The sequence below is a fragment of the Parafrankia elaeagni genome (assembly GCF_000374165.1).
Taxonomy (GTDB): domain Bacteria; phylum Actinomycetota; class Actinomycetes; order Frankiales; family Frankiaceae; genus Parafrankia; species Parafrankia elaeagni.
Map to the genome: position 1 here is coordinate 97,321 of NZ_KB893718.1, position 24,369 is coordinate 121,689.

17 protein-coding genes and 1 tRNA gene are annotated in these 24,369 nt (G+C 71.8%); 8 read left to right on the top strand and 10 right to left on the bottom strand.

What is annotated here, in order from left to right; translation table 11 throughout:
• Positions 1-43: 43 nt before the first annotated feature.
• The 3 genes from hrpA to B207_RS0112665 all read right to left on the bottom strand — a co-directional run bounded on the left by hrpA (position 44) and on the right by B207_RS0112665 (position 6,388).
• Entirely contained in the window at positions 44-4,171 is a 4,128-nt protein-coding gene (gene hrpA, locus B207_RS0112655; RefSeq protein ID WP_051102510.1) for an ATP-dependent RNA helicase HrpA, read from the bottom strand.
• A gap of 422 nt (positions 4,172-4,593) precedes the next feature.
• Positions 4,594-5,055: a DUF1772 domain-containing protein gene (locus B207_RS0112660; protein WP_018636911.1), complete on the bottom strand. Its 462-nt coding sequence runs from the start codon at positions 5,053-5,055 to the stop codon at positions 4,594-4,596.
• A 466-nt stretch (positions 5,056-5,521) separates the two neighbouring features.
• A complete protein-coding gene (locus tag B207_RS0112665; RefSeq protein WP_026311000.1) occupies positions 5,522-6,388 on the bottom strand; it encodes a helix-turn-helix domain-containing protein in 867 nt (288 codons plus the stop codon).
• A gap of 1,615 nt (positions 6,389-8,003) precedes the next feature.
• Between B207_RS0112665 and B207_RS0112670 the strand changes: the two genes are divergently transcribed.
• A complete protein-coding gene (locus B207_RS0112670; RefSeq protein WP_026311001.1) occupies positions 8,004-8,240 on the top strand; it encodes a DUF397 domain-containing protein in 237 nt (78 codons plus the stop codon).
• A gap of 491 nt (positions 8,241-8,731) precedes the next feature.
• Entirely contained in the window at positions 8,732-9,463 is a 732-nt protein-coding gene (locus B207_RS0112675) for a hypothetical protein (protein ID WP_018636914.1), read from the top strand.
• 178 nt (positions 9,464-9,641) lie between these two features.
• Here B207_RS0112675 and B207_RS0112680 read toward each other — a convergent pair whose 3' ends face one another.
• Positions 9,642-10,427, bottom strand: a complete 786-nt coding sequence (locus B207_RS0112680; RefSeq protein WP_018636915.1) for a hypothetical protein — start codon at positions 10,425-10,427, stop codon at positions 9,642-9,644.
• Between the two features lie 475 nt (positions 10,428-10,902).
• On the opposite strand from B207_RS0112680, the gene B207_RS33690 reads away from it, so the two are divergent.
• Entirely contained in the window at positions 10,903-11,310 is a 408-nt protein-coding gene (locus B207_RS33690; protein WP_018636916.1) for a PPOX class F420-dependent oxidoreductase, read from the top strand.
• Between the two features lie 6 nt (positions 11,311-11,316).
• Here B207_RS33690 and B207_RS33695 read toward each other — a convergent pair whose 3' ends face one another.
• Together B207_RS33695 and B207_RS0112695 are read right to left on the bottom strand one after the other, a co-directional pair.
• Entirely contained in the window at positions 11,317-11,985 is a 669-nt protein-coding gene (locus B207_RS33695) for a hypothetical protein (RefSeq protein ID WP_018636917.1), read from the bottom strand.
• Positions 11,975-12,916: a ParA family protein gene (locus tag B207_RS0112695; RefSeq protein ID WP_026311002.1), complete on the bottom strand. Its 942-nt coding sequence runs from the start codon at positions 12,914-12,916 to the stop codon at positions 11,975-11,977. The genes B207_RS33695 and B207_RS0112695 overlap by 11 nt, the downstream gene beginning before the upstream one ends.
• A gap of 474 nt (positions 12,917-13,390) precedes the next feature.
• Here B207_RS0112695 and B207_RS0112700 point away from each other — a divergent pair, with 474 nt between their 5' ends.
• From B207_RS0112700 to B207_RS0112710, 3 genes are all read left to right on the top strand, one after another.
• Positions 13,391-13,870 carry an SCP2 sterol-binding domain-containing protein gene (locus B207_RS0112700; RefSeq protein WP_018636919.1) on the top strand — a complete coding sequence of 160 codons (480 nt, stop codon included), beginning with the start codon at positions 13,391-13,393 and terminating at the stop codon, positions 13,868-13,870.
• 190 nt (positions 13,871-14,060) lie between these two features.
• Positions 14,061-14,309 carry a hypothetical protein gene (locus B207_RS0112705; RefSeq protein ID WP_018636920.1) on the top strand — a complete coding sequence of 83 codons (249 nt, stop codon included), beginning with the start codon at positions 14,061-14,063 and terminating at the stop codon, positions 14,307-14,309.
• Positions 14,310-14,935: 626 nt separating this feature from the next.
• Entirely contained in the window at positions 14,936-16,885 is a 1,950-nt protein-coding gene (locus B207_RS0112710; protein ID WP_018636921.1) for an ABC transporter ATP-binding protein, read from the top strand.
• Between the two features lie 83 nt (positions 16,886-16,968).
• Here B207_RS0112710 and B207_RS0112715 read toward each other — a convergent pair whose 3' ends face one another.
• Positions 16,969-18,615, bottom strand: a complete 1,647-nt coding sequence (locus B207_RS0112715; protein ID WP_018636922.1) for an alkaline phosphatase D family protein — start codon at positions 18,613-18,615, stop codon at positions 16,969-16,971.
• 543 nt (positions 18,616-19,158) lie between these two features.
• On the opposite strand from B207_RS0112715, the gene B207_RS0112720 reads away from it, so the two are divergent.
• Positions 19,159-20,712, top strand: coding sequence for an LCP family protein (locus B207_RS0112720; RefSeq protein WP_018636923.1), 1,554 nt, complete (start codon positions 19,159-19,161; stop codon positions 20,710-20,712).
• 88 nt (positions 20,713-20,800) lie between these two features.
• Here the strand turns inward: B207_RS0112720 and B207_RS0112725 are convergent, their stop codons facing one another.
• From B207_RS0112725 to B207_RS0112735, 3 genes are all read right to left on the bottom strand, one after another.
• Positions 20,801-22,897: an NACHT domain-containing protein gene (locus tag B207_RS0112725; RefSeq protein WP_195905285.1), complete on the bottom strand. Its 2,097-nt coding sequence runs from the start codon at positions 22,895-22,897 to the stop codon at positions 20,801-20,803.
• A gap of 108 nt (positions 22,898-23,005) precedes the next feature.
• Positions 23,006-23,482, bottom strand: coding sequence for a winged helix-turn-helix transcriptional regulator (locus tag B207_RS0112730; RefSeq protein ID WP_018636925.1), 477 nt, complete (start codon positions 23,480-23,482; stop codon positions 23,006-23,008).
• 36 nt (positions 23,483-23,518) lie between these two features.
• Positions 23,519-23,803 (bottom strand): hypothetical protein, encoded by a 285-nt coding sequence (locus B207_RS0112735; RefSeq protein WP_018636926.1) that lies wholly within the window; start codon positions 23,801-23,803, stop codon positions 23,519-23,521.
• 228 nt (positions 23,804-24,031) lie between these two features.
• Here B207_RS0112735 and B207_RS0112740 point away from each other — a divergent pair.
• Positions 24,032-24,104 (top strand) — tRNA-Asn (locus tag B207_RS0112740).
• Positions 24,105-24,369 lie beyond the last annotated feature (265 nt).

Sequence of the window (24,369 nt, forward strand, 5' to 3'; positions counted from 1 at the left end):
TCTCACCGCCGGGCGGGTGCCCCAGCTGCGCCTCGGACGTGTCTCAGCTGCGCCGCAGGCCGTCGATCGCCCGGTAGATCCGCTCCTCGGAGATCGGGTAGGGCGTACGCAGGGCCTGCGCGAACAGGCTCACCCGCAGCTCCTCGATCATCCACCGGACCGCCTGCACCGGCTCGGCCGTCGAACCCTCCGGGCCCAGCTCGTCGGTCAGCTCACGGAACGCCGCCAGCACATGGCCCACCCGGGTGGTGAGCTGCCGGTCGCGGGCGGCGTCGCCGGGAAGCCGCTCGACCCGCCGCTGCGCCGCGGTCAGGTAGCGCTCCAGGTCGGGCAGCCGCTCGACCCCGGTGCGGGTCACGAAACCGCGGTGGATCAGCTCGCCGAGCTGCCCGCGCAGGTCGGCGGCGGTGGCCAGCAGGGCCGGGCTGGTCAGCGTGCGCAGGCCGCGGTCGATCTGGTGGGCGAGCGCGAGCACCCGCTCGGTGGCGCGGACCACCGTCAGCGCGGTCTCCGGCAGCTCCGCCCGGACCGTGTCGAGCAGTGCCCGGAACCCCGCCTCGTCCCGTACGGGACCGCCCGCGCCGCGGAGCAGAACGTCCATGGCGGCGGAGACACAGTCGTCGAGCAGATCGCTGATGTCGCGGTGCGGGTTGTTGCTCAAGGCCAGCTTCGCCGCGTTCGGCAGCCGCCCGATGATCCCCCGGACGGGGGAGGGGACGTTGAGCAGCAGTAGCCGGCGGGTACCCGCCCACATGGCCCGGTCGGCCTCGTCCCGGTCGTCGAAGACCCGGACGGCCACCGAGCCGCCCTCGTCCACCAGCGCCGGGTGGGCCCGCACGACATGCCCACCCCGGCTCCGCTCGATCACCGCCGGCAGCGTTCCGACATCCCAGCCGAGCAGGCCGGAGCGCTCCACCCCGGCCGCCGCCGCGGAGACCACGGCCCGCGTCTTCGGTCGCAGCCGGTTCCGCAGCTCCGCGAGGTCCTTGCCCTCACCCAGCGTCGCGCCACGATCGTCGACGATGCGGAAGGTGATCCGCAGGTGTGGTGGCAGCACCTCGGCGAGGCGCGCCGGCGACCACACCCCCGTCGGCAGCGCGGAGCCGCTCATCCGGTGCAGCTCGGCGGCGACGGCGTCCGCCAGCGGCCGTTCGTCGGGGGTGATGCGGTCGAGCACCGCCCGGGCGTAGTTCGGCGCCGGGACGAACCCGCGCCGCACCACCTTCGGCAGCCCGCGGATCATGGCGGTGATCAGTTCCTCGCGCAGCCCGGGCACCAGCCAGGTGAACGGCTCGGCGCGCAGCCCGCCGAGCGCCGGCAGCGGCACCCGCACGGTCACGCCGTCGGCGGCGTCCCCGGGCGTGAACTGGTAGGTGAGCGGCAGCTCCACCCCGTCGGCCACCCAGGCGTCCGGGTAGTCCTGCTGGCGCACCGTGCCGGCGCGGTCGTTGACCAGCATCGAGGCGGAGAAGTCGAGCAGGTCGGGCTCGGTCCGCCGCGTCGCCTTCCACCAGGAGTCGAAATGGCGGCCGGAGACGACGTCCGCCGGCACCCGCTCGTCATAGAACTCGTACAGCGTCTGGTCGTCGACGAGGATGTCGCGCCGCCGGGCCCGGTGCTCCAGCTCCTCAACGTCGGCGAGCAGCTCGCGGTTCGTCCGGAAGAACGCGTGCCGGGTGTTCCAGTCGCCCTCCACCAGCGCGTGCCGGACGAACAGCTCCCGGCTCACCACCGGGTCGATCCGGCCGTACTGCACCAGCCGTGCCGTCACCAGCGGGACCCCGTACAGCGTGACCTTCTCGTAGGCCAGTGCGGCGCCCTGCCGGCGGGACCAGTGCGGCTCGCTGTAGGTGCGCCGCAGCAGGTGCTCGGCCAGCGGCTCCACCCAGTCGGGCTCGATGCGCGCCACCGTGCGGGCCCACAGCCGGGACGTCTCGACCAGCTCGGCGGCGACCACCCAGGTCGGGATGCCCGGCCCGCGCCGGCCGCCCTGCTCCCCGTCGGCCCCGGTGCCCGTGCCGGCGCCGGCCTCCGCCGCGCCGGTGCCGTCCGCCGTCTCGGGCCGGGCCGCCCGCCGTCGCGCCAGCCCGGAACCCGGGAAGATCGCGAACCGGGCGCCCCGTGCCCCCAGGTAGTCCTTCTTCTCCGGCTCGTACCGGCCGATGTGTGACAGCAGCCCGGTGAGCAGCGCCTGGTGCACCGACCGGACGTCCGCCGGGCTTTCGTTCGGCTCCAGCCCCAGCCCGCGGGCGATCGAGCGGAGCTGGCCGTGGACGTCCTGCCACTCCCGGATCCGCAGGTAGTTCAGGAACTCGGTGCGGCACATCCGCCGGAACTGGTTGGACGACCGTTCCTCCCGCGCGCTGCGCAGATGCCGCCACAGGTTCAGGATCGACAGAAAGTCGGACGTCGGGTCGGTGAACCGGGCGTGCGCCTGGTCGGCCGCCGGGCGCTGCTCCACCGGCCGTTCCCGCGGGTCCTGGATGGCGAGCGCCGAAGCGATCACCAGGACCTCGGACAGGCAGCCCAGCTCCCCGGCGGCGAGCACCATCCGGCCCAGCCGCGGGTCGACCGGCAGCTGGGCGAGGCTGCGACCGGTCGGGGTGAGCCGCTTTCCCGGCTCGGCATCCTCGACCAGGGCTCCCAGCTCGACCAGCAGCCGCACACCGTCGGCGATCTGCCGCGACTCCGGCGGGTCGAGGAACGGGAAGTCCGCCATCTCGCCCAGGCCGAGCGCCTCCATCTGCAGGATCACCGACGCGAGGTTCGTCCGCAGGATCTCCGGGTCGGTGAACGCGGGCCGGGCGTCGAAGTCCTCCTGGGCGTACAGCCGGATGCAGATGCCGTCGGACGTCCGCCCGCACCGGCCGGCGCGCTGGTTCGCCGAGGCCTGCGAGACGGGCTCGATCGGGAGCCGCTGGACCTTCGTCCGGTGGCTGTACCGGGAGATGCGGGCCAGGCCCGGGTCGATCACGTACCGGATGCCCGGGACGGTCAGCGAGGTCTCGGCGACGTTCGTCGCCAGCACGATCCGGCGCCCGGTGTGCGGGGTGAACACCCGGTGCTGCTCCGCGGACGACAGCCGGGCGTACAGCGGGACCACCTCGGTGGCCGGCCGGTCCTGCCGGGCCAGCGCGTCGGCGGTGTCGCGGATCTCCCGCTCGCCGCTGAGGAACACCAGGATGTCACCCGGGCCTTCGGCGCACAGTTCGTCCACCGCGGTACAGATCGCCGAGACCTGGTCCCGCTCGCTGTCGCGGTCGCCGCCCCGGTCTCCGCCGCCCCGGTCGCTGCCGCGGTCGCCGCCCCGGTCTCCGCCGCCCCGGTCTCCGCCGCGCCGCTGGTCACCACGCTGGTCAGCACGCCGGTCGTCGTTCGCGGGGCCACCCGGTGAGTCGGGCCCGGTCAGCGGCCGATAGCGCATCTCGACCGGGTAGGTACGGCCCGACACCTCGATCACCGGTGCGTCGTGGAAGTGCCGGGCGAACCGGTGCGGGTCGATGGTCGCCGAGGTGATGATCACCTTGAGGTCCGGGCGGCGGGGTAGCAGCCCGTGCAGGTAGCCCAGGATGAAGTCGATGTTGAGGCTGCGTTCGTGCGCCTCGTCGATGATGAGCGTGTCGTACTGGCGCAGCAGCCGGTCGGCGGCCAGCTCGTTGAGCAGGATGCCGTCCGTCATCAGCTTGACGAGCGTGGTCGGGCCGACCCGGTCGGTGAACCGCATCTGGTAGCCGACCAGCCCGCCGGCCGGACCGGACGGCTCCTGGCCGCCACCCGCGATCGGGCTGCCGAGCTCTTCCGCTATGCGTTCGGCGACTGTCCGCGCGGCGATGCGGCGCGGCTGGGTGTGCCCGATCATGCCGAGCACGCCCCGGCCCAGTTCCAGGCACAGCTTCGGCAGCTGCGTCGTCTTGCCCGAGCCGGTCTCACCGGCGATGATCACGACCTGGTGGTCGCGGATGGCGGCCAGGATCTCGTCCCGGCGCTGGCTGACCGGCAGCTCCTCCGGGTACCTGATGGCCGGCACGCTGGCGTGGCGCGTCGCGACACGCGCCTGGGCGGCCTCGACCTCCGCCGCGAGCCGGGCGATCGAGGAGGTGCGGACCGCGTGGTCGCGCATCGCCCTGGCCTGGTCGAGGCGCCTGGCCAGGCGGTGCGCGTCGCGTGCCATGAGCTGCGGCAGGCGTGCGCGCAGCTCGGACAGCCGCGGTGGCGGCGATTCTGCTGGAGAGATCACAGACGGCGTGTTTTCCCGGGCGGTCGTCGAGTTCCTGGGTGCTCCGGCGGGCTGGGTGACAACCGGAGGTGCATGACCGGTCGTATCCTGCCCGGGCCGTGGCGGCGGGTGCCGTCACGGTGCGGCTGGACTCCCGGGGGAGCCTCCGAGGGAGCATTCTGCCCCGGACGCCGCGCGATGGCACCTGCTTTTCGCAGCGTCCGGCTGCCGTCACACATTCCCGTCCGGCCTGTCCGGTCTGTCCGGCCTCGCGCCGCTTCCGCCGGGCGCTGGCTGCGGCTGGGCGCCCGCCGGAGCCTCGCCGCCCGCCGGAGTCTCGCGCCTGCCGGCCCCGGCAACCCACGGGACCGCCCTGGTCAGGCCGTGGTTGCCGCGAGCGCGAGCAGCACCAGCGCGATGACGGCGGCGGACGTCCGGATGGTGTTGAAGAAGTCCCAGCGGGCCCGCTGGGACTGCCAGTCGCTGGGCGGGGCTTCCGGCTGCCAGGTCGCCATCGCGTTGTTGATGGGGAGATCCCCGCGCACCGTGACGATGATGTTGGTGAGCACCGCGACGGTGGCGACCGCGGCGAGGACGGCGCAGGTGGTCTCTCCGTCGACGCCCGCGGCGATGGCCAGCGCCGCGGTGACCACCAGGCTGACGATCTGCAGGGGCTTCATCAACTTCGGGTAGCTGACGTCGAAGGCCTGCTTCACCTGCACGTACGAGGTGGTGGGCAGAGAGTGCAGGGCGGGCCGAACGGCAACCAGGCCGACGGTCATCGTTCCCGCGACGAGTCCGGTCAGAACGAGGGAGACCACGACGAGTGCCGAGACCATGATTCTACGGCTCTCCATCCTGCACGCGGCTGAGTGGGATGCATTCATACCAAGAGCCGCATCGCGCCGCACCGTAATGCCCATTTCATGTGGACAATTCGGTCAAGCAGGGCGCGTTTTGCAGGGCATTGCATTTGCATTTGCAATTGCAGAAGCGGGGTAAGGTGCACCTGATCGAGCGGGCCGTTCGGATGGACGCTCACTGCGGGACGTGGCGGTGGGGACACACGGCGGCCGATCGGACCCGGCGGGATCCCGCGGGTCGCCGGACCAGGCACGGGCGGGCGGGCCTGGGTGGAGGCGCCGGCCGGTCCGGCGGAAATGGCCTGCGGATCTGCTGCAAAGAAAGCGCGAAGAGTTTTCCGTGCCACCGGCGTGCTGCTGCCACCCGGCAACCACGGGGTGGCCGGTGTCGGGACCGGGGCCGGGGCCGGGGGACCGGGACCGGCTGTGCCGGCGGAGTCGGTCAGAGCTGGGCGACGATGCGGTTCAGGAGGTCGGGAGTGGAAGCCGGCTGCGGGCTGTCAACCGTGAGTCGATTCATCGCCTGCGCGTAAATGTCCACGTCTTCCCGTTTGTCCATATAGACCGCGCCGGTGAGCTGCTCCAGATAGACGACGTCCGGCAGATCCTGCTCCGGGAACCGCAGAATGGTGAAGGCGCCGCCCTCGGCGGCGTGCCCGCCGAATGCGAACGGCATGATCTGCAGTGTCAGGTTCGGGAGCGCGCAGAGCGCGATCAGGTGCTCGAGCTGCGCCCGCATGACCTTGGGGCCGCCGATGGGCCGGCACAGCGCGGCCTCGTCGATCACCACCCAGAGTCGCAGTGGTGTCTCGCGGTGCAGGACCTTCTGCCGGTTCATCCGGACGTTCACGCGCCGCTCGAGGACGTCGGGGGGCGTCCCGCCGCTGTCGAGGTTGATGACCGACCGGGCGTAGTCCTCGGTCTGCAGCAGGCCAGGGATGAACTGAAGCTCATAGGTCCGGATGAGCGCCGCCGCCTCCTCGAGCCCGATGTAGGGCTGGAACCAGTTCGGCAGTACATCCCCGTAGCCGTGCCACCAGCCCGGGCGGTTGGCCTCCCGGACGAGGGAGAGGAGGGGCTCGCGCTCGTCGCTGTCCGTCACGCCGTAGAGGGTGAGGAGGTCCTCGACGTCCCGCCCCTTGAAGCTCACCCGGCCGAGCTCCATCCGGCTGATCTTCGATTCGGAGGCCCGGATGTGGTAACCGGCATCTTCGCGGCTTATGCCCTTTTCCTCCCGAAGCCGACGGAGCTGCGAACCGAGCAGGATCCGACGGACTGTCGGACCGCCACCCGGTTGAGTGGTCATCACTGTCGGCCCCCTCGTCATTGGTCTATAGGAGAGTATGTCATTCGATCTTTGGTCCAGGTTCACCCCATCCCTTCCCCGCCCCCTTCAACGGGATCGGCTCCGGCCTGGTGAACCAGATACGTATACACGGTTGACGCAGTGTGTTCGTTGTCGACTGTCATTGGCTGCGATCCGCCTGCGATCAGGCCGCTCCGGATACCGGCCGGCCAATGCGCCCCGCGCACAGTGCTGATTGCGCCTCGCGACGGGCCGGCGACAGGAGAGGGCCTCCGCTGCGGGCGCCGGTGCCGGGGGTGGAGCCCGCACGGCTCCCGCTTCCGCCGATCCGGGGGCCGCCCGGCGAACAGTTTCGTCGCCAACGGCCTGCGCAGCCAGGTGCTTGTCCGCCCGGACCCCCTCGCCCCGATCAGTGTTACCGGGACGTCACTGTGGCAGAAGGGGCCGTCATGGTCGAGTGGTTGCCCACCGCCGCAGTGCGGCCCTGGGCCGCGCGTCGGTGATCTCGTCAACGGACCGGAAACATGCCCGGGCCGCCTGCGGCACACCCTCCCTCATCGACGTTCCCTGTTGTTCACCCGGTGTGCTGTTCATTCGCGTCACTGCCATCGTCGAGGTCCTTCGGCAGTGGCACCGCAGGAGCGGCGCCACTGTTTGCCCGGCCCGTCGGCCGCCGCGTACGCGGGCCGGAATCGGACAGCGTGTCGACCGTACCGCTTCGCCGGGCGCGCGTTGCCGGGTCACGGGACCTTCGTCGCCGCCCGGAAGGCGGGTTCGCGGGCGGGCGCGGCCCACCGCCGTACTGCCCCTGAATCCCGTGAGAACGCAGCTCGGAGCGCACGTCAACCGGTTTCCGGGGCCCCCGTGGACGGCCGCGGAGCGGCGCCGCCGGGGAGCCGTTCGTCCCCGGCGCCCGATCCGGTGAACCGGCACGATCAGGTGATCATGGTTGCCGGCCCGCCACGCGGGCTACCCCGAGGCAACGCTTCCGGCGCCGCCCGTGTCTGGGCCGTGCCGTCTCGTCCTGCCCATGGCCGGCGCGGGGCTGGCCGGTGTGGAGCCGGGCGGTGTGGAGCCGGGTGCGGCGCCGCACCGCCCGGCCCGGGCCTCTGCCGGTCGACAGGCAGGGTCACCACGAGCACAACCAATGAGCTATCGGTTCGGGAGGCCTGCTCGCCGGGGGAGCGGGTCTGGTGACGGGGTGCGCGTGAAGGCCGTTCGCCGGTGGTGGCCGGATGCTGTGCGGACGCACGGTGCGACGGGCAGGTAGTGGCCATGTTTTTGTTTCACGTGTGAATAGTGTGCATGCGGAGTTCTTTGGTGGGTCGCGTGCGGACCGGCGGATGGCGTTCGGGGGTGGCGGTCGAATGTCGTTTGCACATGACCTCCGGTCGGATGCACGTGCACACGCGCGTGCTGTATCGTGAGCCGAAGTCCGTGCAAGCGCACGAGCCCACCCCTGGGAGGGAGGTAGGACGAGGTCTCTCGTCGGCCGAGCCCCAGTGCGGCGGGTGGTTTCGTAGCTGCGGACGAGCCGTGAGCGGCCAGGGTGGAAGGGGTCCAGCCCGCGGCAGCGAACGCCTGGCTCCGGACGTAAAGAAACTTCAGGAGACCAACCTTGTCCAAGATCTACAGTGGTATGCCGGCCGCGGCCCTGCAATGGGTCACGTGGCAGAAGAGTCGGCGGAGCAACTCACAGGGCAACTGCGTCGAGATGGCGCGACTGCCGGGTGATGCGGTGGCCGTCCGGAACTCCAGGCATCCCGACGGGCCCGCCCTCGTCTACACGCGGGCCGAGATTGAGGCGCTGATCCTGGGCGCGAAGGACGGGGATTTCGACAACCTGCTCATCTGACAGGGAACGGTCTGACCGCCCCGCCCGCAGATGGCGCGGTCCCCGTGGGGGCCGCCTGCAGTCACAGCTCGGCGCTTTCGCCCGGGCACATCGCACCAACGCCGACGAGCGGGTTTCCGGATCGCACCGGGCCAGCCGACTGTTCGGCGCTACGACGAGGTCCCGCTGACGTCCAGCTGGGCTCGATGTAGTCCGACCCGCTTCGGGTCGTGGCCGGACAGCGGCGTCCGGTCCCGACCTTTGCCTGGGGAGCCCGGCGCAGTGCCAGGCGCCTTGTCCGCCTGTACCCGGCACGGCTCTCCGGAGCCGGTGGGCCCTGTCTGGAGGTTGATGGTGTGAACCGGCACTCCGGCATGCTGGCAGATTCCTGCCAGAGTGCGCCGCCCCGCTCGTGGAAGGTGAGCCCGGCGCCCGTACCGCACCGAACCGACCTCGACCGCCCGGGGCTGACGCGAGCGCTGCCACGCCCCGCACGCGCACCGGAGAGCCGCATGACGACGCCGATCGAGACCCCTGATCGGATCTTCACCTCCGGTGATCTCCCGCTTCTGTCGCTGCCGAGGGCCGACGGTCTGATCATCTGCCGGTGGCTTCCCGACTCCGCGGTGGTGGGCGCGTGGTCCGCCGGCGGCGTCGACACCGTCCTCGAACGCCGCCGGGCGCAGGTGGGCTTCGAGCTGGTGGAGCCGAGCTGGCTGGCCCGTGCCGCCGCGGACCGGGTGCGCGGCCCCGGCGTGGACGCCGTCGTCATGCACGCGCAGAGCGGCCTGCCCGGACGTAGCGCCCTCGCGCTCGCGTTCGCGTCCCATCTGCGCGCTGTTCTGCTGCGGGCCGAGCAGCCCGGCCATGTCATCACCGCCGGGACCCGCCCCGACCTGACCGGCCTGTCCGGGCTCGTGCGCGTCCCGCATCTGGTCACGGTCACGGACGCCACCGGCGCGATCGCGGACACGGTCGTCTGGGAGGTCATGACCGAGGCGCGGTTCGACGCCTGGCTGGACGGCGCGCCCCGGCCGGACCAGCCTGCGATCGAAGCCCACCTGCCGGGCCTGCTCCGCCTGCGCGGCCTGCACCGCGCCGGTCGCCTCGACCCGCGATACGCCGCGGCGCTGCTGGACGTGATCGGCGGGGGCGGGATCGCGCAGGGGACGGTCTCCACCAGCCTCATCCATCGCTTTCCGGGGGTGGCCCTGCCGCTGGCCGCGGCTACCGCGGCCGCGTGAGCTCTACCGGGCCCGCCCGGTCCCGGTAGCCGGTTCGGACCATGTGTGACGATCCCGCGGGCGCATCCCATTGCGTCCGGCGGTTCAAGGGTGCAAACATGGAACAGCTGCCCGGGGATCCCCCCGTACCCCGGGCGGCCTTTTCGTGTCGGCCTCGTGTTCACTGTCGGCCTCGTGTTCACGCCGGTGTCAGACCGGCCCGCCTGTTCTCCTGACCGGCCCGGCAGGCCACCAGGGCTGGCAGGCCGGGGACAAGGCGGTCGGGGATGCGGACGAACGCCGGGGTACCCGGCTCCGACCCGTCTGCCCGGATCTGCCCGACGGCCCGCGCCAGCGCCTCCTCGACGAGGTCCGCCAAACCACCACTCATCCCCGGAACGGCGTAGATCGCCCGCGGGAACCGCCGCAGCAGATCGGTGGCCGCAGTGGTCATCGACGCGGCCCCCTGATAGACCCGTTCGACCCGCACGGCGGCGCATGAGCCGTCCGCCAGCTGCGCGACGCCGTCCGGGACGCACGCACCGGCGCTGACCGCGGCCCGGTTCTCCGCGCGCCACCGGTGAGCGCTGATCCAGCCGACCACCGCTGAACCAGCGGCCTGCGGCTGGTGTTCCAGCAGCAGGCGGGTGCGGGCCGTCTCAGCCGCGTGCACCGCGGCGGTCACCGGCGCCACGGCGGCGTGGTCGACCTCGCCGACCAGGCGTGTGCCGTCCTCCGTGAGCCGCACGATGCGGCCCCGGTTGGCGAACAGGCCGTCAGCCTGGACGAGATCGGCCTGCCGCCAGCGCCGCACGACGGCCCGAGCCGCGTCACGGGATGTCCGCATGGCCGGGTCGAGCACGACAGCCAGGTCGTCCTCGTAGGCGGAGCCCATCTCCAACAGCCAGCTCAGACACCGGAAGTCCCGTGCGTTGATCCGGATGCACCCTTTGTCTGATCGTTCCTTCCGGCTCTGCTGTTCCATCCGTGTGCCTTTCCTCGGCGCCGTGCCGGCGCCGCCGCGATGTCGTTGTCCGAGGCACCGGCGAACACGCCCGATGCGTCGGACATTGTGCGGCCGCTCGGGGCTCGCTGAACGCCCCGGTGACCGCGATCGGGACCGGCCGGACAATGCGGGGGTCCTTCCGCAGGCCGAGAGCCGAAATATTTACGGATATTGAGGATTGTCGGGGCGTGACCCGGTCGCCGCCGGGCATCATGCGGACCGGGCGCGGGGGACCCCGGTAGCACCGCGGGGGTGCGTGACACCTCGACCGAACTCCCGCAAATCCGGTTCCGGCCGGCCGCGGTGCGGATGAGCTCAGCGCGGAGATGTTCTCGAGGTGCCCGATTGTGCCAAAGGAACGATCGCTGTCAAGTGGCCGAAGCGGCGCGGGACCTTCCGGGCCTACCGGTCAGTGGCCGGGACGCGGAGGCCGGCCACCACTACGGTTCCGCCCATGCCGTCAGTCGTGACACTGCCCACGTGGACCGAAACGTCGAAATACCTCTCCCTGACCACCTTCCGCAAGGACGGACGCCCCGTCTCGACGCCGGTGTGGTTCGTGGTGAACGAAGCGGAACTTCTGGTACTTACTGACGAGAGGAGCGGGAAGGTCCGCCGGCTGCGGGACTCGCCGCGCGCGACAGTCGCCCCCTGCGACGCCAGGGGACGGTCATCGGAAAGCCCCGTCGAGGTGATGGCGGAGGTGCTGCCGGAACGTACCGGTGCCGCCCGGGCCATGGTGAACCGCCGGTACCGGGTCGCCGCGCCGCTGGTCGCCGCCGCGTCCCGGGTGATGCGTGCGGTGCGCCGGCGACCGGAGGAGAGCCGGACCGCGATCAGGATCACGATGCCCGGCTGGTAGCCGCGGTCAGAATCCTCCGCCGAAGATCGCCTCTGTCCGCAGCCGCTGGCCGACCGTCCCGTCCACGATCTTGCGACGGACGGCGGGCCTGGGGTCGCGGCTTCCGACGCCGGTGACGCCCAGCCCGGCTGCCAGCTCACGCAGGGCCACCACGGTGAACGGACCCAGACCGTCGAGGATCTGCTCGGCGGCCTCGCGGCTCGGCGCCGCGCGCAGCGAACGGCGCAGTTCCTCCAGCGCAGGCCCGGCCGGCAGTTCGGGTCTGCTCCGGCTCCGGCTCCGGTCCGGCGCCGCCCGCGAGCGGCGGCGCGCCCCGGTGGCATGCCCGCCGGTGGAGGCCGCCGGCGGCTGGGTTCGGGCTGTGTGGGTGGGGGAGGCCGGCGCTGGGCGGACCGGGTCCACCGGCGCCGAGGCATGTCCCGGCTGGGCGGGTGCTGCTGGTTCGACGGGCGTCACGGGTACCACCGCGAGGCGGGCCCGGCCCGCCAGGAGGTCGGAGACCTGCTGGGCGTCGAGTCCGGTGAGCAGCTCGGCGAGGGCACCCAGCAGGAGGGACGCGACGGCCGCCGCGCTGGCCACGTCCTCGGCCACGTCCTCGGTCGGGGCCTGGGCCGGCGGCGCCCCGTCCGACTCCCCGCCGGCGTGGACGGCGTGCGCGGAGGCGTCAGTACCCACGGTTCGCCGCCCCGATCCGGCGGAGGAACTCGTCCACGAGCGCGCGCAGCTCCAGCGCGAGGGATCGCGGAATGCGCTCGGAAAGGGCCACCGGAAGGCGGGTGCCGGCCGCGCCGGCGAAGTAGGTGTTGCTCTCCCGGACCATTGCCTCGAAAACCGGTACGTCGAGGTTGCGGACCAGGTCTATGTGTGGCTGCATGGCCGCGATCGGCCGGCCGCCGTAGTACTGGACCATGGTGAACACGATGCCCAGGATCCGTGGGTCGAGTCGTTTGATCTCGGGGTGCCGGTCCGACTGCAGCCCGGCGATCCGGTTGTACTCCCAGGTGAAGCGGTGCAGGCGGCTGAGCAGATGCTCGATGCCCAGTGTCGACAACTCGTCCGGCCGGGCCGGGATCAGCAGATGGTCGCAGGCCGCGATCGCAGTGCGGGTGATGACGCCGAAGTTGGGCGGGCAGTCGATGAGAACCAGGTCGTAGTCCTGCGGGTGCAGCGTCGCGAGGCCGGCGGCGATCCGCTGGTAGACGTCGAAGTAGTACCTGGTCGACCGTTGGACCTGGGCTCCGCCCAGGCGCGCCGCCAGGTTCATCTCCAGGTCCCCGAGCGAGAGGTGCGACGCGACCAGCCCGAGCGCGCCGCCGTTGTACGAAATGGAGGAGTTGACCACCGGGGGAGAGGTGATGAACGGCGACAGGTGCGGCACATAGGACTCTCCGCGCCAGGCCTCGAACCACTCCTTGACGGTCCGGTCGTCGGCGAGATTCGCGCGCCACTCGTCCGGCCGGTAGAACGAGAAGGTCAGGCTCGCCTGTGGATCCAGATCGATCATCAGGACGCGTTTTCCCAGGCGGGCGATGTCCGCGCCGATGTTCGCGGTGAGTGTCGTCTTTCCTACCCCACCCTTGTAATTGACGACTGCCACCACTTTCACGGCACCCTCGCTCCTGTACCCCGGCCGGCGCTGGTAAGAGGTAACCACATGCCGGTTCGCGGGGATTCGCTCGGCATGCTGCGAGGCCGCGCCGTGGGGCGGGCCGGGCAGGCCGGGCAGACCGGGCGGGCCGGGCGGGGCCGACCGGGGGTACGAGACGGGTGAACGAGATCCGACCCGGACATCCCGCTCCCTTCCGCTCCGTGACGACGCCCGAGGATCGGGTCATATCGTGCATATCGTTCCGAACAGGAGAAATTATGACGCAGCCTGCGGGTCTGCGTGCCGGTAGCCCGACCGGGCGGCGGGCACCGGGAGCCCTCCGTCACGGAGCGCAGCAATGATCCGGTCGGTGTGATCCGAGGTTCTCCGAGGTTGCCCGGGGTCTCGGGCGGGCGGTCCGAGGGGCGCGACATTATGGGACGTACCGGCATCCGCCGGCGACCCGCATCGGCGCGGCACCAGGGAGCACCCATGTCCGACCTGTCCGTTGATCTGAACGCCGACCCGGCCACGCTGGTCGACCAGCTGGGCTCGCTGTCGGAGCCCCAGACAGAGGAGTTGCTGCGCGGCCCCGGCGGGGACGCCGTCCTCGACGCGCTGTTCGCCCGGATGCGGGACAGTTATGAGCCCGCGAAGGCCAAGGGCCTCGACGGCGGGGCGCAGGCTCTGGTCCAGTTCGTTCTCGGCGGCGGCCCGGGCGGGTCGACCCGTACTTATGTGCTGACCGTGCAGGACGCGGAGTGCGGCCTGGGTATCGATCCGCCTGGTGAGCTGGCCCCGGCAGGCGGGCACACCGTCACCATCCGGACGGACCGCGTCCGCCTGGTCCGGATCGTCACCGGGCAGGCCAACCCCGCCAAGGCCTACCTCACCCGCAAGATCAAAATTGACGGTGACCTGAAGTTCGGCGGGCAGGTCGTGTCGTGGTTCGGGGTCTCCACCGACAACTGAGCGGTACCCGGGCGCACACCGGGGCAGAGAATCCGCGCACCCTGGGTTGCATTTGTGTACTGACTGTAGATGGAGCGAACATGCTTCGCCGCGTGCGCTGTTGCGTGGGAATCACTGTTGCCCGAGGTGTTGCCAAGACTTCCCGCGCGCGCAACCATCTATCACCGTGACCTGTGACGATGTATTGCAAGTGGCCGACCCGGTCGAACGGGCGGCACTCGCCGACGACCTGATGTGGACGGCGAGCCGGCAGCGTTCCGCGTTTCGCGGTATCAGGGCGGCCGCGATCAGACAGGCGCTCGACGGCGGTTCCACCACCGACGAGCTGGCCCGCCGGATGCGGGTCACCGAGGCGGATGTGGCCTGGATGGCGGATCATCCGGTAGCGACCCTGCGGGTCGCGTCGACGACGTCCCGGCGGGCAGTGCGCATCGCCTGACCGGGGCAGGCTTCTCGGCGTGAGGGAAGTCCGTCCGGTCAACGGCGACCGGGCACACCTCCGCCCGCGGGCCGCGTCACGGCGCATGGATCCGCTGCCGGGCTCCCCTGCCCCGTTCTCCCCTCCTCGTTCCCCACCTGTATCCGGGCCTGTGCCCGCTGTTGGATCTCCGGTCGTCGTGGTGTCGTTTCCCCCGCCGGTGTCCAGCCTCCGCCGAATCTCGCCGCATTTGGTTGCTCCGACCTCCGCAGGCCTTCTCTTCCGTGCCCGCGGCTGTGGTCGACGGTCGTTTCCGGCGAGTTCGAAGGTCGCATTACATCCGCATTACGCCCGTTTTGTGTGGTCGGCCCCGGTGCTCTCCCTCGTCCGCCCGCGCCGGCGCGGACCCGATGTTTGACCTCAAGTGAGGTTCAGGTCCTACGGTCGTGCCGTGCCCGGCCACGCAGACCGGAGGGAACGGCCACCGCGGCGCAGCGGTGGCCGCGACCACACGGGCGCCGCGACCACACGGGCGCCGCGACCACACGGGCGCCCCGGAACTGTCGCAGGGGCGTGCTTCCATGCGTGCGACGGCGAGGACCTCAGCCCGGACAAGGTGGTGGAGCGATGAGCACGGTGGTGGCGCCATGAGCATGGAGTTCGCGGCCTGGAACTCGTTGTACTCGGTGATGCACTCCAGGCAGGAACGGCGCCCTTTCTCACGCGCCACCGTCCGCCGGATCGCCGGGTTCGCCCGGCCGCACCGCCGCTGGCTGTTCCTGTTCCTCGGCACCAGCGTCGCGGGCGCCGTCCTGGCGGTCGCCACGCCGGTCCTCGCCGGCCGGGTGGTGACGGCGATCGTCGACGGAGACCGGCCGCGCACCGTCGTGGTCCTCGCCGTCCTCATCGCCGCGATCGCGGTGGTCGAGGGCGCGCTGGGCATCCTGAACCGGTGGCTGTCCGCCTCCATCGGCGAGGGCCTCATCCTCGATCTGCGCCGCTCGGTCTTCGACCACGTCCAGCGCATGCCGGTCGCCTTCTTCACCCGCACGCGCACCGGGGCGCTGGTGAGCCGGCTGAACAACGACGTCATCGGGGCGCAGCGGGCCTTCAGCGACACCCTGTCCGGGGTCGTCGGCAACCTGGTGTCGCTCCTGCTCACCGTCGTGGTGATGGTCAGCCTGTCGTGGCAGATCACACTGCTCGCGCTGCTCCTGCTGCCGGTCTTCGTCCTGCCCGCGCGGCGGATGGGCTCCCGGCTCGCGCAGCTCGAACTGGAGGCTGCCAACCACAACGCTGCGATGGGCTCGCGGATGACGGAGCGCTTCTCGGCCCCGGGCGCCACGCTGGTCAAGCTGTTCGGCCGGCCAGCTGAGGAGTCCGCCCAGTTCGCCCGCCGGGCGCGCCGGGTGCGTGACATCGGCGTGCGCACCGCCATGCTGCAGTGGATCTTCGTGACGGCGCTGACGCTCGTCTCGTCCCTGGCGCTGGCGCTCGTCTACGGGCTCGGCGGCTACCGCGCGCTGCACGGCGACCTGGAGCCGGGCGCGGTCGTCGCCCTCGCCCTGCTGCTCACCCGGCTCTACGCACCACTCACCGCGCTCGCCAACGCCCGGGTCGAGGTCATGAGCGCCCTCGTCAGCTTCGAGCGGGTCTTCGAGATCCTCGACCTGAAACCACTCATCGTCGAGCGGCCGGGCGCCCGGCCGGTGCCCGACGGCCCCGTCTCGGTGGAGTTCGACCGGGTCACCTTCGCCTACCCGGCGGCCGACGCCGTCTCCCTGGCCTCGCTGGAGGAGGTCGCGGTCCTCGACGAGCGCGGCGGCGACGAGGTGCTCCACGAGGTGTCGCTGCGCGCCGAGCCCGGCCAGATGGTCGCGCTCGTCGGCTCGTCCGGCGCCGGGAAGTCGACGATCGCGCAGCTCATCCCACGGCTGTACGACGTCGGAGCGGGCGCGGTGCGGCTGGCCGGCGTCGACGTGCGCGACCTCACCGCCGACTCGCTGCGCGGCACCGTCGGCATGGTCACCCAGGACGACCATCTCTTCCACGACACCGTACGGGCGAACCTCGCGCTCGCCCGGCCCGACGCCGCCGACGACGAGCTGTGGGCGGCCCTGCGCGGCGCGCGGCTGGCGGACCTGGTCGAGCAGCTGCCGGACGGTCTGGACACGGTGGTCGGGGAGCGCGGCTACCGCCTCTCCGGCGGGGAGCGCCAGCGTCTGACGATCGCCCGCCTGTTGCTCGCCCGGCCGCGGGTGGTGATCCTCGACGAGGCCACCGCCCATCTGGACTCGACCTCCGAGGCCGTGGTGCAGGAGGCGCTCGGTGCGGCGCTGGCCGGCCGCACCTCGGTGGTGATCGCGCACCGGCTCTCCACCGTGCGGTCCGCCGACGTGATCCTCGTGATCGAGGGCGGCCGGATCGTCGAGCGGGGCAGCCACACCGAACTGCTGGCCGCCGGCGGGCGGTACGCCGAGCTCTACCGCACCCAGTTCGAGCAGCGGGACCAGGAAGCCCCGGCAGCCCACCGGCTGCCCGAACAGCCGGGGAACGGCCGGCCCGGCCCGGATGCCACCCTGGTCGGCGCCGGCTGACCGGCGGCCGCCGGTCAGCCGGCACCCCGTGAAGCCGGGGCTGACCGGCGCCTGAGCGCCGGTCAGCACCCGGACCGCGGTGGTCAGCGGGCGGGCAGTGCCTTCGACCAGAGGATCCCGCCGGTCGCGTCACGCAGCTCCACCGTGAGCGCCCGCGACCCGCCGTCGATCGCCAGCCGGCCGAAGAACTGCAGCCCGGCCGACGGCGGCAGGTTCGACTGGCCGGCCGGAGGCGTCCGGGCGTAGACCTGCTCGGGCCCGAAGGTCGGGTCGAGTGCGTTCGGGCCGAAGGTGCCGGCGTTCAGCGGCCCGGCGACGAACTCCCAGAACGGGTCGAAGTCGCGGATCGCGGCCCGGTCCGGGTGATAGCTCAGCGCCGCCGTGTAGTGGACGTCCGCCGTCACCCAGACGGTGTTGCGGACCCGGTGCCGCCGGATCGCCGACAGCACCTGCGCGATCTCCACCTCGCGGCCCAGCGGTGCGCCCGGCGCCCCCTGCGCGACGCCCTCGATCGCGGTCCCGTCCGGGACGACGATGCCGATCGGCAGGTCGTTCGCGATCACCTTCCAGGTGGCCCGGCTGTTGCGCAGCCCGTCGATCAGCCAGTCCCGCTGGCGGGTGCCGAGGATCGCGGCGCCGGCCGGGTCGTTCTGGCCCACCGTGTTGTCGTTCTTGTAGGAGCGCATGTCCAGGACGAAGACGTCCAGCAGTGGACCGTAGGAGATCTTCCGGTAGAGCCGGCCGGCCGGGTCGGGGCGGCCCGGCAGCGTCGGGGTGTACTCGAACAGCGCCTGCCGGGCGCGGGCGGAGAGCACGTCGACACGCTTCTCGGTGTAGCGGGTGTCGGAGGTGAGGACCTCGCCCGGGTACCAGTTGTTCGTGGTCTCGTGGTCGTCCCACTGGAAGACCCAGGGCACCTCGCGGTTGAACGCGCGCAGGTTCGTGTCCATCAGGTTGTAGCGGAAGTTCCCGCGGAACTCGGCCAGCGTCTCAGCGACCTTGCGCTTCTCGTCGATGACGAGGTTGCGCCACACCGTGCCGTCCGGCAGGGTGACCGTCTCGGTCAGCGGGCCGTCGGAGTACACGAAGTCACCCGAGCAGATCGCGAAGTCCGGCGACAGGCGGCGCATCGTCTCGAAGATCTTCATGCCGCCGATGTCCGGGTTGATGCCCCAGCCCTGGCCGCAGACGTCACCGGACCACACCAGAGACACGTCACGGGCCCGCGACGGGGCCGTCCGGAACCGGCCGACCAGCGTCTCGCCGCCGCGGCGCGGATCGTCCGCCGCGCTCAGACGCACCCGATAGAAGACCTCACTCCCCGCCGGCAGCCCGTTCACGGCGACGACACCCGTGCGGTCGGAGGCGTCGGTGAGCCGCGCGACACCGACCGTCCGCGCCGAGCGGAACGACTCGGTGCCCGACACCTCGACGGTCATCAGCGCCGGCCGGTCCGAGCGGGCCCAGATCACACCACCGCGGGTGGTGACGTCACCGGCCTGCACCCCCGAGGTGAACGTCGGCCGCCCACCCAGCACCTGCCCGGGCCGGGCAGACGCCGGGGCGCTCCCGGCCGCGGCCGCCGCGCCGATCCCGCTGCCCAGGCCGACCGTCCCCGCGGCCGCGAGAACGGCGCCGCCCCGAAGCAGCGTGCGCCGCCCGACCGAGGCCGGCCCGCCGGCTCCTCCCGGGTCGGTGCACGAGTCGGTCTGGTGATCAGGTGCGGTCATGGAGAGTCCCCTTCTCGGAGCCGCACCAGCACCGCGGACCGGCACTCCGCCCGCCCCACCAGCGCCACCGCGCCCGCGTGCCCGCGGCCGGACCCGACACGCGTCCGCGCCTGGAGGGACTCCGGCGGCGATCGCGGTGACGGCGGTGCGCTGGCGGTGGCGGGTGGATGGTCACAGTGAGGCGCGGTCGCGATGACGCGCGGTCGCGGTGGCCCCGGCACGGCATCAGCGTCGTTGCCCCCAGCGGGAGCAAGCCTGACCACCAGGGCGAGCCGCCTGTCGACAGCTGGCCGACGCCACGGTGAACGTTCCGGGTCGGTCCGGTCCGGGCACAACCCCAGAACCATGACCATGACCAGGAACAGGACCCAGGTCAGCGGGTCAGCCGGGGTTGACTTCGGGCAACCGGCCAGGAGGAACACCTGGGGGGACCAAGGACCGGGGCCACGCGGACCACCGGGTGGTCTCGTTCGGACACCCATAGCCTATGCTTTCCGCCCCAAGCGCATTTTTCGGTGCGATGCGCCGGGAGGAGGCTCTGGATTGAGCGGGCGACCGGGGGGGCCACGAGATCCGGAGCGGCGTTCCAGAACGCTCCCGTTCGATCTCCGTGCCGGAGGCCGGCCGCAACGCAGCGCCTCATCCCAGCTCTACAGAGTCGCTCTGTCATTCCTGTCGGTTCTGGTCTTCGTCGTCACCGCGGGTGGCTGGGCGGTCTACAGGTACACCGACGGGGGGATCGACCGGGCCACCCTCGACCTCGGCGACGACCGCCCGGACGAGACCGAAGGCGCCACGAACTTCCTGCTCGTCGGCACCGACAGCCGTGCGGGCCTCGAAGGGCAACGTTCGGACACCACGATCCTCGCCCACTTCAGCGAGGACGAGACGGTGACCATGGTGTCCATCCCGCGCGACACCTACGTCACGATCCCGTCCTACACCGACGCCGACGGGCGCGAGCACAAGGCGCACAAGGCGAAGTTCAACTCGGCGATCTCCGACGGTGGCCCGTCCCTGCTGGTCCGGACCATCGAGTCGCTCACCAACATGCGTATCGACCACTACGTGTCGATGGACCTCGCGGGCTTCAAAGAGATCACCGACGCCATCGGTGGCGTGGACGTCTGTGTCCTTCCGTCGGACTTCAAGGAGTACGTCGCCGAAAACGGGCGGAACAGCCGCAACACCAACGACCCGATGAGCGGCTTCGTCGGCGGCCCCGGCCAGGTACACGTCAACGGCGAACAGGCCCTCGCCTTCGTCCGGCAGCGCCACGGCCTGCCCGCCGGCGACATCGACCGCATCCACCGCCAGCAGCAGTTCATGGGCGCGGTCTTCCACAAGGTCGTCGGCGGCGGTGTGCTGACCAACCCGACGCAGCTCAAAAGCCTGCTGAGCACGGCGACGTCCGCGCTCACCCTCGACGACAACACCGACATCCTCGACCTGCGCAAGCTCGCGACCCGGCTGCAGGGCATCGCCTCCGGCGGCGTCAGCATGCAGGCCCTGCCGACCCACTCACCGGACCGCTCCGAAGGCGGCAACGACCGCGGCGAGATCCTGATCGGCGGCCAGCGGGTGTCCGTGCAGCTCTACAATCCCGCCGACCTGGAACGCATCATCGCCCCGCTCGGTGGCTCCACCGGTGAGCCCGCCCGGGCCGGCGGAGGCGCGGATGCCACCGAGGTCGCGGTGCAGGTCTTCAACGGCAGCGGAATCTCCGGGCTGGCCGCCGACGCGGTCGGTGAGCTCAGCGCCAAGGGCTTCCGCGCCACCAACGCGGGCAACGCCTCCACCAGCAACTACGTGACCTCCCGGGTCCGCTACGGCACCGGCCTGGAGGCCGCGGCGGCGAGCCTGCAGGCCCTCGTGCCCGGCGCCCGGCTCGAAAGCGACCCCGGCATCGACGGGCTCCAGCTCATTCTCGGGACGTCCTTCGACGGCCTCGCCGACGTCGCCGTCAGCGCCCCCACGGAGGCGGCCCCCGCCACGACCGGTGGCGACCCCGCCCCCGGCGGCCCCGAGACCGCGGGTGCCGGGCCGGGCTCCGCCCCGCCCGAGACACCGCCCACCGCCCCGAACTGCACCTACTGACCCGGCGGGCTGCCGCCGGGCCAACTGCCGCCACTGCCGCCACTGCCGCCACTGCCGGCTCAGGGCGGCTCAGCGGCTCTGCCGGGCCTCAGGGCTGGTCGTCGGCAAGGTGGCGTTGCAGGCTCACGTGGCGGAACTCCCACACCGCGCCGGCCTGGCGCAGTACGCCGCGGTCGTGGGCCTCCGTGAGGAAGGCGACGAGACACAGCGGCTGCTGACGGCGTGCGGCCAGCCACAGCCGGGTGACGACCAGCTGCGACCAGGCCCACCCCCACGACTCTCCCGCGCCGCCCGCGAGACAGACACCGAGCCCGGCCGCGAAGCCTCCCGCGAGCGCGAGTGCGCTCCCGGACCCGAAGCCGAAGCACAGCGTGGTCATGATCCCGCACGCCAACCCGACTGTCGACCCGAGCAGCAGTCCGCCGACGAGCCCGCTGTTCCGATCGTCGGCCAGCAGCCCGCGGGGACCAGAGACAGCGTGAACATCTGCGTCGGTGTCAAAGACGGGCCTGATCGCGAGCACGAAACCCAGCCCTCCCACGAGCCCGATCGCAGACCCTCCCAGAAGCCCGACGACGGGACCTTTCACGAGCCCGAGCAGGATTCCGTTCATCACCCCGCTCAGGAGCCCGAGCAACAGCGCGAGCACAAGGTCCTCCCGCCGAGGACGCCGCAGGGTGAGCTGGCCTGGCCGGGAGTTTCCCGACCGGCACGAGAGCCCGGCCGCGAGTCCGGCGACGGGCCCGGTCGCAAGCCCGACCACGAGTCCGGCGACAGGCCCGACCACGACCCCGGCGGCGAGCCCGGTCACCAGCCCGATCACCAGCCCGTTCATGAGCCCGAGCGCAGTAAGCAGGCAGGAGCGGGGGACGGCTGCGGGCATCTCCCACCAGGCGAGTCCGGTGGTCTGCAGCCGGTGCTCCAGGTGCCGGGCCAGGAAGGCCAGGTAGCGGACGGCCTGCTCGGCGTTCCAGCGAGTGGGATGGTCGTGGTACGGCCGGTAGGCGCCGGCGACGAACCCGGCGAACAGATGCTGTTCGACGGCTTCCGGGGTGGGCAGGGCGATGAGGTCGGCGGGGTCGGGAAGGCCGCTGGTGGATTCGCGCGGGCGCGGGTTGTAGACGGCGCTGGCGAGACTGGCGGTCAGCGGCGTGGCGAGCGCTCGGGCGAGCGCCGATGTCGGGTCTGCCAGGGCGGCGAGGGCCGGCGCCCACCTGGTGGGACCGTCACGGCCGGCCCCGGCCAGCAGGTAGGCCCCGACCGCGACCGGCGTGAGGGGCCTGAGACGGACGGCGGCGGCGCCGTCAAGGTGGATCGGGTGCCGGTCGGGACCGGGATGCACGGCCGCCCTGAACTCCTCGGCGCGGCAGCTCAGGACAAGCCCGGTGTTGCTGCGCAGGCCGTCGTTGACAGCGGCCAGAGCCTGGTCTCTGCCACCCACCCGGATCTCGTCCAGGCCGTCGAGAACCGGCAGGATCAGCCCGGCGTCAAGGAGCGCGCCGGCACGCCTGCGACCGGTGGCTGTGTCGACGGCGGACAGACGGGGATACGTGCGCAGGATCTGGGCTTCCAGCCAGGCGTGGAGGCTCTGGTCGTCGGGCTTCCACGAAGCCATCGGAACCAGCAGCGGCACCGGCTCACCGGCTCCACGGCGGGCGAGGAGGTCCAGGACGAACCGCATCAACAGGACCGTCTTCCCGGCCCCGGGTTCGCCGAGCACCACCAGCCGCCCGCAGGGGCTGCGCTCGTAGGCCGTCAGCAACGCGCCATGGCCCGCGAGGTCACCCGGCCCGCTACCCGGGGCGGCGCAGGCAGGCCCGCCTCGTCCGCCCGCGGCCTGCGCGAGCAGCTCGGGCCAGGTGCGGACCAGGTCGGAGTCGGCGGCCTCCCAGAACACCTCGAGTGGCGGCCGGCCGACCCCGCGACGGGTCGCCTCGGTGTCCCACTGGTCGCGGACCAGGTCGGCGAGCCGGTCGGCGACCTTCTCCACATCGAGGTCAGACGACCGGGTGGCCGTCCTGTCCGCGAGAAAGGCCGCGACCGCAGTCAGGACCCCGACCGCGACCAGCACCGCCGCCGCGGCTCCCTGGCCTCCCGCCCAGGCCACCGCCCCGGACGCCACAGCCGCACCGCCGGCCACAGGCCAGATCGCCCGCGATGCTCTGCGCCCCCTGCTGACGCTCATGGTGAACAATCATCCACGTTGCGCGAACAGGTACATGCGATGGCGGGCGGAAAACACGGATCGATCTACAGCCCGAGTCAGGCCCGGGTCAGTCCGGGTCAGCCCGGGTCAGTCCGGCTCGTCCGCCGCCTGGCTGGTCGAGCCGCGCGGCATACGCTGACGAGGGCTCAGTGCGGCCCAGCTCTCGGCCCACGCGGCCAACGGCTCCACCACGCCCAGAAGCCGACGGCCGTGGCTCGTCAGCCGGTACTCGCCGACCTCGTCAACCTCCACCAGGCCGGCTTCGCGGAGCTCACGCACCCGCTGCGAGAGCTGCGACTGCGGGGCGCCGACCTTCGCGGCCAGGGCACGGAAGGACGACGACCCGCCGCGAAGACACCAGAAGATCCCCAGCGTGTGCCGCCGACCGAGCAGGTCAACAATCGCGAGCAGGTGTCCCGGCGCCGCCGGGGGGCCTGCCGAGCCTGAGCCCTGCTGGCCGCCTGGAGCGCCGCCCGGACGGGCGGAGGGGCGGGCGGACGGGCGCGCGCCACCCGCCCGGCTCCCGGCGGAGCGGCGCCGCCCCCCGTCAGCGTGCGCCGGCATAGCCCAGCCGGGCGGGAACGCGACCTGCCATGGTGATCAGTACGCCCGTACTCCCACCCCGTTGGACGAGTGCGCACCGTGCGGTGACGAGATCGACACGCCCTCACCGTCGACGTCGGACGAGCCTCCCAGCATCGTGCGCACACGCTGGACCAGCGTCCCGGCCTGCGCTGACACCACGCCGGCGACGGTCTGGACCTCGGGGCGCTCGCGTACCTCCCGCGCCTGGCGCATGATCGCGTCATAGTGCTCGCGACCCGCGCGGGCACCGAGGACGTATCCGATGCCGAGGGCAATGACCACACTGGGCCTGATGCGCATGCTTCCTCCCGGGGGCAGGACCGGGCGGGCGCGGCCTCCACCGCTGGCGCTCCGGCGTCTCACTGGTTTGTTTACTACCCCACCGGCAACCTCCGCTGAACCTCAGGTAGGCTGACGACGTCAGACCGATCCGGGCTGCCGGCCACTGAGGCCTGAGCAGACCTCTAGGTTCTGCGCAGCACCCGAGCGCTGGGTGGGGCCGGATCCGGGCCTGACAGCACAGAACGGTCCCGCGTAGCTCAATTGGCAGAGCAGCCGGCTGTTAACCGGCAGGTTAGAGGTTCGAGTCCTCTCGCGGGAGCATGTTTGCCCAGCTCAGGGGCCATCTCAGCAAGATCCTAAAAATCTTGAAATGAAGATCGACCCAACTTTACCCCCATGATTCTTTGGGTCACCCCACGCGACCTGCTGGCGCCCGCGCGATGGCAAGCTGCGACGGCGAACGCGGCCAAGCCGAGGTCGATGTGATGGATGTACCCCTGCCGGGCGGTCCGGTGAACACTGTCGTCCGCAGCGGCGCCACGGTGCGCAGACCCCTGCCGCACCGCGCCGGCTTCGTGCACGAG

What these genes read in the sequence shown, in the direction of transcription:
- hrpA (WP_051102510.1), bottom strand. Translation starts at nt 4,171, where the DNA reads ATGGCACGCGACGCGCACCGCCTGGCCAGGCGCCTCGACCAGGCCAGG.
- B207_RS0112660 (WP_018636911.1), bottom strand. Translation starts at nt 5,055, where the DNA reads ATGGTCTCGGCACTCGTCGTGGTCTCCCTCGTTCTGACCGGACTCGTC.
- B207_RS0112675 (WP_018636914.1), top strand. Translation starts at nt 8,732, where the DNA reads ATGACGACGCCGATCGAGACCCCTGATCGGATCTTCACCTCCGGTGAT.
- B207_RS0112680 (WP_018636915.1), bottom strand. Translation starts at nt 10,427, where the DNA reads ATGGAACAGCAGAGCCGGAAGGAACGATCAGACAAAGGGTGCATCCGG.
- B207_RS33690 (WP_018636916.1), top strand. Translation starts at nt 10,903, where the DNA reads ATGCCGTCAGTCGTGACACTGCCCACGTGGACCGAAACGTCGAAATAC.
- B207_RS0112700 (WP_018636919.1), top strand. Translation starts at nt 13,391, where the DNA reads ATGTCCGACCTGTCCGTTGATCTGAACGCCGACCCGGCCACGCTGGTC.
- B207_RS0112710 (WP_018636921.1), top strand. Translation starts at nt 14,936, where the DNA reads ATGAGCATGGAGTTCGCGGCCTGGAACTCGTTGTACTCGGTGATGCAC.
- B207_RS0112715 (WP_018636922.1), bottom strand. Translation starts at nt 18,615, where the DNA reads ATGACCGCACCTGATCACCAGACCGACTCGTGCACCGACCCGGGAGGA.
- B207_RS0112725 (WP_195905285.1), bottom strand. Translation starts at nt 22,897, where the DNA reads ATGAGCGTCAGCAGGGGGCGCAGAGCATCGCGGGCGATCTGGCCTGTG.
- B207_RS0112730 (WP_018636925.1), bottom strand. Translation starts at nt 23,482, where the DNA reads ATGCCGGCGCACGCTGACGGGGGGCGGCGCCGCTCCGCCGGGAGCCGG.
- B207_RS0112735 (WP_018636926.1), bottom strand. Translation starts at nt 23,803, where the DNA reads ATGCGCATCAGGCCCAGTGTGGTCATTGCCCTCGGCATCGGATACGTC.